At 61.8% G+C, this 14,398-nt stretch carries 13 protein-coding genes; 3 read left to right on the forward strand and 10 right to left on the reverse strand.

The window, feature by feature from the left end:
* Positions 1 to 26: 26 nt before the first annotated feature.
* From R1T40_RS12580 to R1T40_RS12600, 5 genes are all read right to left on the reverse strand, one after another.
* On the reverse strand, positions 27 to 764 hold the full coding sequence (locus R1T40_RS12580) for an SDR family oxidoreductase (protein ID WP_317384365.1): 738 nt from the start codon (positions 762 to 764) through the stop codon (positions 27 to 29).
* Positions 761 to 2,317, reverse strand: coding sequence for an ATP-dependent DNA helicase (locus R1T40_RS12585; RefSeq protein WP_317384366.1), 1,557 nt, complete (start codon positions 2,315 to 2,317; stop codon positions 761 to 763). The genes R1T40_RS12580 and R1T40_RS12585 overlap by 4 nt, the downstream gene beginning before the upstream one ends.
* Before the next feature lie 106 nt (positions 2,318 to 2,423).
* On the reverse strand, positions 2,424 to 3,143 hold the full coding sequence (locus R1T40_RS12590; RefSeq protein WP_106161743.1) for a helix-turn-helix transcriptional regulator: 720 nt from the start codon (positions 3,141 to 3,143) through the stop codon (positions 2,424 to 2,426).
* A 445-nt stretch (positions 3,144 to 3,588) separates the two neighbouring features.
* Positions 3,589 to 4,869: a crotonyl-CoA carboxylase/reductase gene (ccrA, locus tag R1T40_RS12595; RefSeq protein ID WP_106161741.1), complete on the reverse strand. Its 1,281-nt coding sequence runs from the start codon at positions 4,867 to 4,869 to the stop codon at positions 3,589 to 3,591.
* Positions 4,870 to 4,995: 126 nt separating this feature from the next.
* Positions 4,996 to 6,426, reverse strand: coding sequence for a 1-acyl-sn-glycerol-3-phosphate acyltransferase (locus R1T40_RS12600; protein ID WP_317384367.1), 1,431 nt, complete (start codon positions 6,424 to 6,426; stop codon positions 4,996 to 4,998).
* A 176-nt stretch (positions 6,427 to 6,602) separates the two neighbouring features.
* Here R1T40_RS12600 and R1T40_RS12605 point away from each other — a divergent pair, with 176 nt between their 5' ends.
* From R1T40_RS12605 to deoD, 3 genes are all read left to right on the forward strand, one after another.
* The gene (locus R1T40_RS12605) at positions 6,603 to 8,588 is read left to right on the forward strand and encodes a protein meaA (protein ID WP_317384368.1); all 1,986 of its coding nucleotides are present in this window, start codon (positions 6,603 to 6,605) and stop codon (positions 8,586 to 8,588) included.
* 129 nt (positions 8,589 to 8,717) lie between these two features.
* Positions 8,718 to 9,038 (forward strand): H-NS histone family protein, encoded by a 321-nt coding sequence (locus R1T40_RS12610; protein ID WP_106161735.1) that lies wholly within the window; start codon positions 8,718 to 8,720, stop codon positions 9,036 to 9,038.
* A 16-nt stretch (positions 9,039 to 9,054) separates the two neighbouring features.
* Positions 9,055 to 9,759, forward strand: coding sequence for a purine-nucleoside phosphorylase (gene deoD, locus R1T40_RS12615; RefSeq protein ID WP_317384369.1), 705 nt, complete (start codon positions 9,055 to 9,057; stop codon positions 9,757 to 9,759).
* Between the two features lie 87 nt (positions 9,760 to 9,846).
* Here the strand turns inward: deoD and R1T40_RS12620 are convergent, their stop codons facing one another.
* The 5 genes from R1T40_RS12620 to R1T40_RS12640 form a co-directional block, all read right to left on the reverse strand.
* Positions 9,847 to 10,704, reverse strand: coding sequence for an urea carboxylase-associated family protein (locus R1T40_RS12620; protein WP_317384370.1), 858 nt, complete (start codon positions 10,702 to 10,704; stop codon positions 9,847 to 9,849).
* Positions 10,705 to 10,968: 264 nt separating this feature from the next.
* On the reverse strand, positions 10,969 to 12,186 hold the full coding sequence (locus R1T40_RS12625) for a type III PLP-dependent enzyme (RefSeq protein ID WP_317384371.1): 1,218 nt from the start codon (positions 12,184 to 12,186) through the stop codon (positions 10,969 to 10,971).
* 211 nt (positions 12,187 to 12,397) lie between these two features.
* Positions 12,398 to 12,595 (reverse strand): hypothetical protein, encoded by a 198-nt coding sequence (locus R1T40_RS12630; RefSeq protein WP_317384372.1) that lies wholly within the window; start codon positions 12,593 to 12,595, stop codon positions 12,398 to 12,400.
* A 67-nt stretch (positions 12,596 to 12,662) separates the two neighbouring features.
* Positions 12,663 to 12,836: a hypothetical protein gene (locus R1T40_RS12635; RefSeq protein WP_317384373.1), complete on the reverse strand. Its 174-nt coding sequence runs from the start codon at positions 12,834 to 12,836 to the stop codon at positions 12,663 to 12,665.
* A gap of 610 nt (positions 12,837 to 13,446) precedes the next feature.
* Positions 13,447 to 14,226 carry a succinate dehydrogenase iron-sulfur subunit gene (locus tag R1T40_RS12640; protein WP_106161727.1) on the reverse strand — a complete coding sequence of 260 codons (780 nt, stop codon included), beginning with the start codon at positions 14,224 to 14,226 and terminating at the stop codon, positions 13,447 to 13,449.
* Between the last annotated feature and the right edge of the window lie 172 nt (positions 14,227 to 14,398).

The following is a 14,398-nucleotide window of genomic DNA, read 5'->3' on the forward strand; positions in this document are numbered from 1 at the left end:
CCGCCACGGCGGCGCCAGTTCAACGGTCAGCCGCGCCCGATATAGGGCATCTTGGTCGCCATCACCGTCATGAACTGCACGTTGGCCTCCAGCGGCAAGTTCGCCATATGCAGCACAGAGCGCGCCGCATCGGCCACGTCGAAACTATCCATTGGCGCCGTGTCCGGATTGGCCTCTGCCTGCCGCCGCGCCAGGTCTTCGACCATCGGGGTGCGGGCATTGCCGATGTCGATCTGACCGCAGGCGATGTCAAAGGCGCGCCCATCCAGCGACAGGGATTTTGTCAGCCCGGTGATCGCCGCCTTGGTGGCCGCATAAGGCACGCTCTTGGGCCGTGGCACATGCGCCGCGATGGAGCCGTTGTTGATGATACGGCCCCCCTGCGGCTGCTGCGCCCGCATCCGGGCAAAAGCCGCCCGGGCGCTGAGGAACATGCCGTTGAGGTTCACATTCACCGCCCGGAACCAATCCTCCAACGCGATCTCGTCGATGGTGCCCGGCGGTGTAAAGATACCGGCGTTGTTGAACAGCACATCCAGAGACCCGGCCTCCGCGCAAAAGCGATCAAACGCTGCCTCGACCTGCGCGGGCTCGGTGACATCCGCAGGCAGCACCACGGCACGGCGATGCCCCGCGGCGATCTCCGCCAGCACCTCTGAACGCCGTGCCAACAGGCCGACCACCCAGCCCTCCGCGAGGAACAGCTCCGCGACTGTGCGGCCAATACCGGAACTGGCGCCGGTGATGAGGATGGATTTTGTCATACCGGGGCCTCTTCTTCCTGGGTTTCCAGTGTCAGTGTGGGGGCCGCCACCTGACGCAAATCATCAACGCGCAGCGCGCCGGTGGGTTTGGCCAATCGGTTGCGCACCACCCAGATCAACCGCTCCTGCGCGCGGGTGATCGCCACATAGGCCAGACGTTTCCACAAGGGCTGCCCCGCCTCCACCCGCCCCATGCGGGCAGCGGCATAGATGTCGGGGGCAAAGACCTGCGTGGTGTCCCATTGGCTGCCTTGCGCCTTGTGGATCGTCACCGCCGCCCCATGCAGAAAGGTCGCCCCCATGCGGGCGGCGAAGGGAATGAACGGCTCTTCCTCATCGGGTTTCTCGATCTTCACGATCGAGGCGGCCGAGACCTGCGGATCTTCTGCGCCCATCACATGCAGGCGCGAAAACCCGGGCTTGCGACCGGGGCCGAGGTAGATGACCTGCGCGCCCTTGATGAGGCCGCGCGCCTCCAGATCCAGCCGTTTCTTGCGGTGTTTCAACGGCAGCTCCAACCCGTCGCAGATCAGCGGTTCGCCTTCGAGGAGCTGATCCTCCGGCGCGCCATGCACGGCGCGAAAGGCGTTGATCAGCCGGATGCGGGTGTTGTTGCGCCAGACCAGCACCGGCGAGCGCGCCATCAGGTCGACCTCCACCCGCTGCCCCCAGACCACGCGATCATCCTGCCGCGCCTTGTCCTCGACCATGCGTTCGAAATCCTCAAACCCCAGCTGCGGGTCGGCCAGCGCATGCGCCAGATCGAGGATCGGGTTGTCCGCCTCCTGCCGGTGAATGCGGTTGAGGATCAGCTGGCGGTCCTCGGGCAGGTCCTCGAACACCATGGAGCCGGACTGATTGACCGGCGCCAGCTGGGCCGGGTCGCCAAACAGCACCAGCGTCGGGAAAATCTCCTTCAGATCCTCGAACTGGCGGTTGTCCAGCATCGAGGCTTCATCGACAAAGCCGATATCCAGCGGCTCTTCGCGCCGCTTCCAGCCGGTGATGAAGTCCGAGCCACGCAGACCCGCCGCCGCCAGCGCACCAGGCATGGATTTGTTCTTGGCGTAAAATGCCGCAGCCCGCGCCAGCGCGTCTTCGGGCAAGCCTTCGATCTCGGGCTGCTCGCCCTCGCCCGCCAGCCAGTCGGCGATGCGTTCGTATTCCGGGTCATAGACCGGCGTGTAAAGAATGCGGTGAATGGTGGTTGCGGGCACCCCGCGCAACCGCAGCACGCTGGCCGCCTTGTTGGTGGGCGCGAGAATCGCCAGCGTGCGTTTGTCTTCGCTCTTCTTACGGCTCTCATAATCGCCTGAGACCACCTCGACCCCCGCGGCCGCCAGCGCCTTGTAGAACTCCGCCAGAAGCAGTGTTTTGCCGGACCCCGCCTTGCCGATCACGGCGCTGACGCCGGTCTCGCCACGCGGCGGATGCAGCAGATCTTCGCCCAGATCGACCCCCGCCTTGCGCAGTTGTTCGGTCAGTGCATCAAAGGCTTGCGCCTGATCATCGGAGAATTGCAGCGCGGGCGCCGGGGTCGTGGCCTGTGTCATGGCGCGACATTACATCCGCAGATCAGAGGGCACCAGTGGCATCGACCCATTGGCTGTTCGGTTCTTTCGCTCAGCCGCACTCACCGTGGCAGGCCTGCCGCAGCACTCAGCCCGCGATCAGCCCCATGGAGATTGCGCGGGCCACCGCATGGGTGGTGTTTTGCGCCTGCAGCTTGCCGCGCGCGCCTTCGATATAGACCCGCAAGGTATGTTCGGAAATCTCCAGCGTCTCGGCCGCGCGGGCGCGGCTATGCCCCTCCGCCAGCAAGCTCAACGCCTCGGTTTCGCGCATCGACAGGGGCTGCTCTGGAAGCGCGCGGAACGAGACTTCGAAATCAAGCGCCCGCCGGTTCACATAATGCGCCACCAGGATCAGGTCCCGGCAGTACTGCCGAGTGAACTTGTCCCAGCTCACATCATCACAGGTCTTGGTAATGCTGAACACGGCGTATTGCCCCGATGGGCCGCGCACTGGCACGCTAAAGCCCTGATTGCCGAGACCGAAGGCCAGAGCGTCCCGACGATAGGCCGCGGCCAAACGCGACGACCAATCAAGATCCCGCCAATCCACGGGATGAACGGCTTTGTAACAGCCAATCACCACTGGATCGACCCGATGATACCCCATCTCCGAATAGCGATCCTGCCAGGCGCGCGGCAATGTCGAGCAGCCACTCATACCGTCGGACCGATCCACCCAACGGTAAAATACATGATCGACCTCGAGAAGATTTCGAAGCTGTGTCATCACCGCACCAATCTCTTCGAGATTGGCAGAACTCTCGATCATTTCGAGAATTGCATTCAACTTTTGACGTCTTGGCATTCAGTCTTGCACTCACTCTCGAAAGATACTCTCAGACGCGTCGTCACGGGATCTTTGCGTTGGCCGTGTCGAAGAATAGCGGCTGTCTGTCACTCAAATTGAATCCTCGGGTAAATTCAGCCAAATCGGCAACATTTGAACTCCTCCAACCAGACAAGAGACGGGTCAACACCACGATTTCAAACCATAAAGCGCGATAACGCAATGCTCGCTCATGTGACCGGGGCAGATTGATCGCCACTGCAAATAGGCAGGGACCGGGATCTCTCCCGACTTATTAAGCACGTCATGAACGCCCTCCCCTCGACTTCAATTCACAAGGCCCGCGCGCCCCAATGCAGAACGCTCCGACCAGCCTAATCAGATCGTATTAAGATAGCACAAATCACCCGACCGCGAGGCGGTCGAGTGACATGCAGGCAATTGCGTTTAAACCTGTGGCGTCTCAGCCGTGAATGACCTCTTCCAGCGTGCGCAACCCGGTCTTCGGGGCCTGAACCAAAACCGACATATTGCCGGGCTTGTGTTCGTTGCGCAGCATTTTCATATGGGCCGCCGGCAGGTCCTTCCAGGTGAAGACCTCGGACATGCAGGGATCCAGACGCCGCTCGATCATCAGCTTGTTGGCCGCCGAGGCTTGCTTCAGGTGGGCAAAATGCGACCCCTGCAGGCGCTTCTGATGCATCCACATATAGCGCACGTCGAAGGTGCAGTTGAACCCGGAGGTGCCGGCGCAGATCACCACCATGCCGCCCTTCTTCACCACGAAGGTGGACACCGGAAAGGTTGCCTCGCCCGGGTGTTCGAACACCATGTCGACGTTGTTGCCCTTGCCGGTGATTTCCCAGATCGCCTTGCCGAACTTGCGCGCCTCGGTGAACCATTCGGCGTATTCCGGGGTGTTCACGGTGGGCAATTGCCCCCAGCAGTTGAAGTCACGGCGGTTCAGCACCCCCTTGGCGCCCAGCGACATCACAAACTCGCGTTTGCTCTCGTCCGAGATCACCCCGATCGCATTGGCCCCGGCGGTGTTGATCAGCTGGATCGCGTAGGAGCCCAGCCCGCCGGAGGCGCCCCAGACCAGAACGTTCTGGCCGGGCTTCAGGTCATGCGGTTCATGGCCGAACAGCATCCGGTAGGCGGTGGCCAGCGTCAGCGTGTAGCAGGCGCTTTCCTCCCAGGTCAGATGCTTGGGCCGCGGCATCAGCTGCTGGCTCTGCACGCGGGTGAACTGGCTGAACGACCCATCGGGCGTCTCGTAGCCCCAGATCCGCTGGCTGGTAGAATACATCGGGTCGCCGCCGTTGCATTCCTCGTCATCGCCATCATCCTGGTTGCAGTGGATCACCACCTCATCGCCGACCTTCCAGCGTTTCACCTTGTCGCCCACCGCCCAGACGATGCCCGAGGCATCCGATCCAGCAATGTGATAGGGGGCCTTGTGGCCATCAAAGGGGCTGATCGGCTGACCCAACGCGGCCCAGACGCCGTTGTAGTTCACGCCCGCCGCCATCACCAGAACCAGCACGTCGTTGCTGTCGAGCGCAGGCACATCCACCACTTCCTGCTGCATCGCCGTATCCGGCTCGCCATGGCGTTCCTTGCGGATCGCCCAAGCGTACATCTTCTGAGGCACATAGCCCATCGGGGGGATTTCCCCCATTTCATAGAGATCTTTCTGCGGTGCGTCGTAGGTCATGATGCCGTCCTGCGTGTCCAAAGCCATGCCGGCCTCCCTTGGTCTGGATCTATGTCGGCGCAAGCATTCTGCGATGCAGAATCGTGCCGTCTCTCCTAAGGAGTAAAAACGACTGAGTAATATAGCAACCCCATTTGTGCACTATTTGTAATTTTATGACCCAGCGGATGCAGCATTTGCCTTCGCACTCGCAGAACTCTCGCCGGGATCCGAGGGCGGTTCCAGCGCGATGGGCACCAGATGAGCGATGGAATTGGCGTAGAACCGCAACAGGTCGATCTGGCTCAGCTCCGGGGTGATGACGCCGCCCGTGGTGCGGATCAGCCCACGGCGGCGCATTTGCATCACCGCGCTTTGCACCGCGGCCCCATGCGCATGCTCCGGCATATGGATGGAGGCCTGCGGCATCCGCGCCACCGTCTCCGCCAGCGCCTGCACCAGCGCGGCCTCGCTCATCGCGCCCCGCTGTAACAACAGGTAGCTGACCATCGGCACCGGCAGTACGGGAACAACTTCGCCGATGCGGCGCATCAATTCGGCAGAGAGTATCCGCGCCCGGTCCTGCCCCTCGCCCGCAGGCAATTCGCTGACGCTGAGCGGGCGGCCAAAGCTCACCGCGGCCTGACCGGCGTGCTGGTAGCGCCCGGTCATCCACAACCACAAATGGCGCAGGAGCCGCAGCATCACCGTGCCGATCCGGGCCCGAAAGCGCCGCTCTCCTGTGCGGGCGGCCTTGGTCAGGATCTTGTCCTCCAGCACCCGGTCGTAGTTCAGCGCCACCGGCACGAAGACCACGTCCTTGCTCACCTCGGCGCTGCCATCGACGATATACTTCAACAGCCCGTGCTTCGGTGGCGCCAGCGCACCTGTCAGGCTGAGGCCGCCTTCGGGAAACATCGCCTGCGTCACCCCCGCCCGCGTCGCCAGCCGCACATAGGCCGCCAGCACCGACCGGTAGAGGCCGTTTTGCGATTTGCGACGGATGAAATAGGCCCCCATCGCACGGATCAACAGGCTCAGCGGCCAGACCCGCGCCCATTCCCCCACCGCGTAGGACAGGGCCGAGCGTTTGGCGACCAGATAGGTCACCAGCACGTAGTCCATGTTGGAGCGGTGGTTCATCACGAACACCACGGTGGCGTCGCGGTCGATCGCCTTCAGAAGCCCCTCGTCATAGCTGCCCAGCCGCACCCGATAGATCGCATTCGACAACAGCCGCGCCGCCCGGATGGCAAAGCTGAAATAGGTGAAGGCGGAAAACGACGGCACGATCTCGCGCGCATAGCGGCGGGCGTCCTCGAACGCGACGTTCTCCGGGATGCCGTGCGCCGCCGCGTGGTCCGACACCGCCTGCGCCACCTGCGGATCATAGATCAGCCGCTGGATCATGTCGTAACGCCGCGCCAGCTTGAACGGTTCGATCGGCCGCTCCAGCCGCTGGTTGAGCTGCGCCACCGCCCGCTCCAACCGCCGCCGGAAGAACCAGCGCACCGATGGAAACAGGAAATGCGAGGCAAAGGTGACCGCCGCGAACAGCAGGATCAGCACAAAGGCCCAAAGAGGAAGTTCCACGGTCTGCGTCATGCTCGCAGTCTTACCCTGCACGCGCCGCGACACAACTGGAACCGCGCGCCTTCTGCAGGTGCAAAAGTCGCAACGCAGAAATTGCCGCAACGCGGCGAATTGACAAGGTTGCATAATTCCAGTTTACATCCACATGACGAAACAAAATTACCCAAACGTGATTCACGAGGCCCACCATGTCGCAGATGCAGAACAATCGCCCAGAGGCCCCCAGCCGGGATCGGCCCTGGCTGATCCGCACCTACGCAGGCCACTCCACCGCCTCGGCCTCCAATGCGCTCTATCGCGCCAACCTTGCCAAGGGGCAGACCGGCCTGTCGGTGGCCTTCGACCTGCCGACCCAGACCGGCTATGACAGCGACCACGTTCTGGCGCGTGGCGAGGTGGGCAAGGTCGGCGTGCCGGTCGGCCATCTGGGCGACATGCGCAGCCTGTTCGATCAAATTCCGCTGGAACAGATGAACACCTCGATGACGATCAATGCCACCGCGCCCTGGCTTCTGAGCCTTTATATTGCAGTGGCAGAGGAACAGGGCGCCGACGTCTCCAAACTTCAGGGCACGGTGCAAAACGACCTGATCAAGGAATACCTCAGCCGCGGCACCTATATCTGCCCCCCTGCCCCCAGCCTCAAGATGATCGCGGATGTGGCGGAATACTGCTACGAGAACGTGCCCAAGTGGAACCCGATGAACATCTGTTCCTACCACCTGCAGGAGGCGGGCGCGACGCCCGAGCAGGAGTTGGCCTTTGCGCTGGCCACCGCGCAGGCGGTGCTGGACGAGCTGCAGCCCCGTGTCCCAGCGGAGGATTTCCCGGCGCTGGTCGGCCGCATCTCCTTCTTCGTCAATGCCGGCATCCGCTTCGTGACCGAGATGTGCAAGATGCGCGCCTTTGTCGACCTCTGGGACGAGATCTGCCGCACCCGCTACGGTGTCGAGGATCCGAAGTTCCGCCGCTTTCGCTACGGCGTGCAGGTGAACTCGCTGGGCCTCACCGAACAGCAGCCGGAAAACAACGTCTACCGCATCCTGATCGAGATGCTTGCCGTAACCCTGTCAAAAAACGCCCGCGCCCGCGCGGTGCAGCTGCCGGCCTGGAACGAGGCGCTCGGCCTGCCGCGTCCCTGGGACCAGCAATGGTCGATGCGCATGCAGCAGATCCTGGCCTATGAGACCGACCTCTTGGAATACGGCGACCTCTTTGATGGCAACCCGGTGGTCGATGCCAAGGTCGAAGCCCTGAAGGAGGGCGCCCGTGCAGAACTGGCGACGCTCGACAGCATGGGCGGCGCGGTGGCCTCGATCGAATACATGAAATCGCGGCTGGTGGACTCCAACGCCGAACGGCTGAACCGGATCGAACGCAACGAGACCGTGGTGGTCGGCGTCAACAAATGGACAGAGGGCGAGCCCTCGCCGCTGCAGACCGAGGATGGCGGCATCATGACCGCCGATCCCGCTGCCGAGGCCGATCAGATCGCACGCCTGAACGCTTGGCGCGCAAGCCGCGACTCGGCAGAGGTGGCCGCCGCCCTCGCGGCCCTGCGCCAAGCTGCGCGTGACGGCGATAACATCATGCCTGCCTCCGTGCAGGCCGCCAAGGCGGGCGTCACCACCGGCGAATGGGCGGAAGAGATGCGCAAGGTCTATGGCACCTATCGCGGCCCCACCGGCGTTTCGGCCTCGATCTCGAACAAGACCGAAGGCTTGGACGAGTTGCGCGAAGCGGTCAACGCGGTCTCCGATCAATTGGGGCGCAGATTGAAATTCGTGGTGGGAAAGCCCGGCCTGGACGGTCATTCCAATGGCGCAGAGCAAATTGCGTTTCGCGCCCGCGATTGCGGAATGGACATTACATATGACGGCATTCGCCTCACCCCGCAGGAGCTTGTCGCGTCTGCGCGTCAGGAAGAGGCCCATGTCGTCGGTCTTTCGATTCTGTCCGGCAGTCATTTGCCGCTGGTGAAAGACACCCTGACGCAACTTCGCGGCGCCGGATTGGAAAATATCCCGGTTATTGTAGGGGGAATTATACCGGATGTTGACGCAGAAATGCTTTTGCAGATGGGCGTCGCGCGGGTCTACACGCCAAAGAACTTCGAGCTGAACGCGATCATGCAGGATATCGTTGAACTTGCGAAAACAGACACATCAGTTTAATTCGCTACGCTGAATTTCGCCAAAAAATACAGTTAATGAAAAATAGATGCTGAACAGCATCCTAATTTCGGGCTAATAGGGTCATCAGCCCGGAATTTTTGCCGTGGCTGAATTCTACGGAGTAACACTATGTCCATCGACCTCACCGAAATGTCCCGAAAAGAGCTGCTTCAACTGCATAAAGATGTTGAAAAAGCACTGAAAGATGCCGAAGTGCGCGAACGCACCGAAGCCTTGAAAGCTGCGGAACAAGCAGCCGCAGAATACGGATTCTCTCTGGATGAAGTTTTCGCCAACCCGGCAAAGGGTGCTGTGCGTAAATCCAAAGCAAGTCCGAAATACCGTAATCCGGAAAATCCAGACGAAACATGGACAGGCCGTGGCCGCAAACCGCATTGGGTCCACGCTGCACTCAAAAATGGTGTCGACATTTCCGACCTCGAAATCTGACCCGAGGTATTAATAAGTGACAGTTCATATTGGAGCAGAGAAAGGCGATTTCGCCGAGACCGTCCTCATGCCCGGGGATCCTTACCGCGCGAAATGGGCGGCGGAAACGTTTCTGAGCGATGTGCGCCTTGTCAACGAAGTCCGCGGCATGCTCGGGTTTACCGGGACATGGAATGGACATCGGGTTTCGATACAGGGCAGCGGCATGGGAATGCCGTCCCTGTCGATCTACGCTAACGAATTGATCCGGGATTTTGATGCACAAACCCTGATCCGCATCGGATCCTGTGGGGGCATGCAACCTCACGTAAAGGTGCGCGATGTCATTATCGCAATGTCGGCAGCCAGCGTGAACACGCCCTCCAGCACCATTTTCAAGGACGTGAACTTTGCGCCGACAGCCGATTGGTCTTTGACTCGCAATGCGGTGCAGGCCGCCGAGGCACAGGGTCTCACCCCGCATGTGGGCGGGATCTACTCCTCCGACGTGTTCTATGACGAACGACCTGACCTCAACGAACAGATGGTTCGCCATGGTATCCTCGGCGTCGAAATGGAAGCGGCAGAGCTCTACACATTGGCTGCGCGGTATCAACGTCGCGCGCTTGCCGTGTTGACCGTCTCTGATCACTTGCAGACCGGCGAGGCGCTTCCGTCCGAAGACCGCGAACGCAGCTTTGGCGAGATGGTTGAAATCGCCCTCGCCGCCGCCTTTGCCTGATAGCCGGACCGGGGCTGCTCCACTCACCAGCCCCTGCCGGACACAGAATCAAAAGGGCCGCCCCTCCGGGCGGCCCTTTTTCACATCTCAGCGCCCGTGACTGCGGTCATAGCCATTCAGCGGTGGGCTCTGCCAACCGTCCAGCGCGCCCTCCGCTGGGGCGAAGACCTCCACCAGCATAGGATGACACGCGGCGCTGTCGCTGGAATGCTCTGCCGAGCAATCGCCCCCCGGACAGGCACTCATCGCGCCCAAAAGGTCAATCTCGGCAAAGACTTCCAGATAGTCCCCGGGGCGCACCGGGCTGGCTTTCATGAAATACTGGCCAGTGTCCCGGGTGAAGCCAGTGCACATGAAGACGTTGAGCACATCATGCACATGCGGTTCCGCCTCCGCCAGCGACACCCCGAGGTGATCCGCCAGCGCCCGTGTCAGATTGGAATGGCAGCAGTGATGGTACTGGCTGCCCTGCAACAGGTTGCCGGTGTAGGGATCGCACCGCGTGCCGATCACGTCATGTACGGAGCCGCCATAGGCGTCGATCCCGTACCATTCCAGAGTATCAGCAATGATCGTCGCGATCGGCCGCATGGACGGCAGGTTCGACCACAGACGTTCTCCGGTGGTGACATGGGTGCCATGCAGGGCGCGGGTCTTGCCGGAGAAGAACCGCTCGGAAATATCATTGCGGTTCCACAGGTTCAGGTCCCCCACCTGCGGCCCCTCGATGGAGGAGATGCGGAAAAACTGCCCGGCGGCGACCTCGAAGGTGGCGGCTTCGCGCGGGGGCACGGTGACCTCGGCGATCTTTTCTGCGCCCACCCGCGCGCTGCGATAGAGGTCCAGGTTCGGTGTCGGCAGGGTCTCGTTGGGGTAGCAGATCACCGGTGGCACGGCGCGGCGGGCCTCTGCATCGTGAGGAATGGGGAAATGGGCGTCGGGCATTCTTTGGTGGTCTCCCTGCGTTTCGGTATTGGAAAAGGCCATGGGATCAGACGCAATCCCAGTGTCCGGTCGACAGACCGGACAGCCCCCGCCCGCCCCAAGGCAGGGGCTTTGCCCCACCCGGTCGGGCGCTGCCCTCAGCCAAAAAGCGTCTGAGGTCATCAGCGGCCATTAACCTGCTGTCACCCTGCCCTGTCAAACAGATGAACCGCGCCGGGACGAGATCCCGACGCGGTTATTTCAAGCCAATTCAGATTGCTTGGGTCAGATCACCACCACATCCAGCGGCGGAAACCCGTTGAAGCCGACCGTGGCATAGGTCGACGTATAGGCTCCGCAGGAATGGATCACCACGCGGTCCCCGGATTTCAGCCCCAGCGGCAGCTGCACCGGCTGCTTTTCATAGAGCACATCGACGCTGTCGCAGGAGGGGCCAGCCAGCACGCAGGCGCCCATCGTCTCGTGATCCCGGTCGGTGGTGATCCTGTAGCGGATCGCCTCGTCCATGGTTTCGGCCAGACCGGAGAACTTGCCGATATCGAGATAGACCCAGCGGTGCAGGTCGCTGTCGTGTTTGCGCGACACCAGCATTACCTCGGCGGCAATGGCACCCGCCTCGGCCACCAGCCCCCGTCCCGGCTCTGCCATGACCTCGGCGGCATCGGGAAAGCGCGCATTCACGCGTGTCATCACCGCGGCGGCATAGTCCTGTGGCGCCATCACCGCGCTGCGGTAGCCCGCTGGAAATCCGCCGCCGATGTTCAACAGCTTCAGGTCATGCCCCGCGGCGCGCGCGCCCTGCCAGACATCCGCCACCTGATCGAGGATCGGCTCCCACATCTCCGGCTGGCGGGTCTGCGAGCCGACATGGAACGACAGCCCATGCGGCACCAGTCCCAGTGCCACACAGCGGTCCATCAGCGCCGCCGCCATCTCCGGCGCGCAGCCAAACTTACGGCTCAGCGGCCAGTCGGCAGAGGAGCTCTCGACCAGAATGCGAATGCAGATATGGGCGCCGGGCGCATGTTCGGCCAGCTTTTCCAGCTCTTCTACCGCATCGGCAGCGTAGTGGGTGATGCCCAGCCCATGGGCAAAGGCAATGTCGGCGGGTTTCTTGATGGTATTGCCGAATGTGATGCGATGGGCGGCGGCCCCGGCGGCGCGGCACATCTCAATCTCGGCGCGGCTGGCGGCATCAAAGTTCGAGCCCAGCGCGCACAGCCGGCGCAGGATCTCAGGCGCCGGGTTGGCCTTCACCGCATAGTGGATGCGGGCACGGCCCAGACCACGGGCAAGCCCCATGTACTGACGCGCCACCGACTCGCTGTCGATGACCAGCGTCGGGCGCTCAAAACAGGTGTTGGCAATGTAGGTGAGGTGGCGGGGGACAGGGTGCGCGTCGTCGCGGACATCCGGTCCGGTCACATTTACATTCATGGTCATCTCCAAAAGACCCGGCCATATATGACCGCTCAGTTCCATCAGAGACGTTACCGTCGCTACGTAACCCTAGGGATCTGAACCCTTTCGACAGAGGCGCGTGCGTTGGCGTCTTGAGCGCGCGTATCAGGCAAAAACCCGAGTCGATCAAGCACCAATTTCTGCAAGTAAGATATCTGTTTTGTGCATGGCAGATCAGGGACAGGGTCGTATTCAAAAACCCACAAATCCTGCCGCCTGCAAACCGGCTGCGTCAGCGGCGGGGCTGGTTTCGTTTGCAATCGACTGGGGCGCCCTCGCCTGCCTCTACCGCACCGCAATAGGCACAGTGCCAGCCATCAGAACTGCGGTTGCGCCGCCAGCGGCAGTCACGGGTCAGCGTGGTGGTTTTTCGCTGCCAGTACAGGTAGGTCAGCGTGCCCAGCAGCAGGAGGATCAGGAGAACCGGCATGACCTGCATCTATCCAGTGGCGTCGCGCGGTTCAAGCGCAACGCCGCATCAGTTCGTCTGCGCGCGTTCAGGCCGCTTCATAGTAGGCGAACACAGCGTCCTGCGCTTCGAACTCTCGGGTCACGACGGGCGCTTCGGGGGTGTAGTAGGCCCAGGCCTCGTCCAGCACGGCAAGCGCATCAACAGGCGCGGCAACGGCGGCTTCGGAGGGGATCTGCGGAATGGAAATCAGGTCGGTCATCGGATGTGTCTCATCATATCAGTGTCGTCGCCTCCCTCGGGCCATAATCTATGCCCGATGCTGCACTGCCGCATCCTACAGATTTGCAACGACGCTATGCGCTTTCTGCAAGCACCCATCGCAGGTCTCAACCCTTTGATCGACCCGCCACTCTGCCCTTGCCGATCACGCCCATGTTGCGCCCCCGGCGTGCGCTCGGTTGACGGTGATTTCAGGTCACTGTGCGAGACTGCTGCCGTCGCGACACACTGACCACAGGAGACCGGCCCGCCAAAGACCACCCCCTCATTGGGTGCAGGCTGGGTCCGATCCGAGCTCATTTTCGGGCATGGGGTTCATCCCCCATCCGATCCTCCGCCCCAATGGGCGGCCGCCTATTTTTGATATCGACGAGGAGGCCCCGTTTGGCCGACAGGCCGAACAGCCCCCTGCCCCTCCCCACAGGAGGGGCTACACCGCCCCCCCCCAGACACGGGGGCCGCTGACGGTTGCTCTGCATATCAGAGCACAAAAGAAAACCCCGCAGCCAATCGGCTACGGGGCAAATCACGTGGCCTTGCGGCACACATCAAACTGTTCGGATCAAACCGTTCAGATCAAACTGTTCAGATCAAACTGTGCGCTCGACCATCATTTCCTTGATATGCGCGATCGCCTTGGCGGGGTTCAGACCCTTCGGGCAGGTCTTGGCGCAGTTCATGATGGTGTGGCAGCGATAAAGCTTGAACGGATCTTCCAGCTGATCGAGACGCTCGCCCGTGGCCTCGTCACGGCTGTCGATGATCCAGCGGTAGGCGTGCAGCAGCGCGGCGGGGCCGAGGTAGCGGTCGCCATTCCACCAGTAGCTCGGGCACGCGGTCGAACAGGACGCGCACATCACGCATTCATACAGACCATCAAGCTTCTTGCGGTCCTCGATCGACTGTTTCCACTCCTTGGCGGGGCGGTTGGTCTTGGTCTCCAGCCACGGCATGATCGAGGCATGCTGGGCATAGAAATGCGTAAGGTCCGGGATCAGATCCTTCACCACCGACATATGCGGCAGCGGGTAGATCTTCACATCGCCCTTCACCTCATCGAGGCCATAGATACAGGCCAGCGTGTTGATGCCGTCGATGTTCATCGCACAGGAGCCACAAATGCCCTCGCGGCAGGACCGGCGGAAGGTGAGCGTCGGATCAATCTCGTTCTTGATCTTGATCAGCGCGTCCAGAACCATGGGACCGCATTTGTCCATGTCCAGGAAATAGGTGTCGACCTGCGGCGTCTTCCCGTCATCCGGGTTCCAGCGATAGATCTGGAACTTGCGGACATTGGTCGCGCCTTCGGGCTTGGGCCACGTCTTCCCCGTGGTGATCCTGGAGTTTTTCGGAAGTGCGAATTCGACCATGATCGTGTCTCCTTGCTTAGCTGCCCGACGCCGCTGCCAGCGGCAGCACGGACGGGTAGAGGGCTGGACCCGGAATGCTCCGGGCGTCATTTCTGGCGCAAGACTTGCGCATAGGGTTGGGACGGGAGGTCACATCAAGGCCTCCCCGTCGAAATCCGGCAGGCTGATGAAA

This window comes from Tritonibacter scottomollicae, from assembly GCF_032924845.1.
Classification (GTDB): domain Bacteria; phylum Pseudomonadota; class Alphaproteobacteria; order Rhodobacterales; family Rhodobacteraceae; genus Epibacterium; species Epibacterium scottomollicae.

Bases quoted from the DNA above. Each gene is read 5' to 3' on its own strand.
- R1T40_RS12630 (WP_317384372.1), bottom strand. From the start codon at position 12,595: ATGCCGGTTCTCCTGATCCTCCTGCTGCTGGGCACGCTGACCTACCTG.
- R1T40_RS12590 (WP_106161743.1), bottom strand. From the start codon at position 3,143: ATGCCAAGACGTCAAAAGTTGAATGCAATTCTCGAAATGATCGAGAGT.
- R1T40_RS12585 (WP_317384366.1), bottom strand. From the start codon at position 2,317: ATGACACAGGCCACGACCCCGGCGCCCGCGCTGCAATTCTCCGATGAT.
- R1T40_RS12620 (WP_317384370.1), bottom strand. From the start codon at position 10,704: ATGCCCGACGCCCATTTCCCCATTCCTCACGATGCAGAGGCCCGCCGC.
- R1T40_RS12580 (WP_317384365.1), bottom strand. From the start codon at position 764: ATGACAAAATCCATCCTCATCACCGGCGCCAGTTCCGGTATTGGCCGC.
- R1T40_RS12635 (WP_317384373.1), bottom strand. From the start codon at position 12,836: ATGACCGACCTGATTTCCATTCCGCAGATCCCCTCCGAAGCCGCCGTT.
- R1T40_RS12640 (WP_106161727.1), bottom strand. From the start codon at position 14,226: ATGGTCGAATTCGCACTTCCGAAAAACTCCAGGATCACCACGGGGAAG.
- ccrA (WP_106161741.1), bottom strand. From the start codon at position 4,869: ATGGCTTTGGACACGCAGGACGGCATCATGACCTACGACGCACCGCAG.
- R1T40_RS12605 (WP_317384368.1), top strand. From the start codon at position 6,603: ATGTCGCAGATGCAGAACAATCGCCCAGAGGCCCCCAGCCGGGATCGG.
- R1T40_RS12610 (WP_106161735.1), top strand. From the start codon at position 8,718: ATGTCCATCGACCTCACCGAAATGTCCCGAAAAGAGCTGCTTCAACTG.
- R1T40_RS12600 (WP_317384367.1), bottom strand. From the start codon at position 6,426: ATGACGCAGACCGTGGAACTTCCTCTTTGGGCCTTTGTGCTGATCCTG.
- R1T40_RS12625 (WP_317384371.1), bottom strand. From the start codon at position 12,186: ATGGAACTGAGCGGTCATATATGGCCGGGTCTTTTGGAGATGACCATG.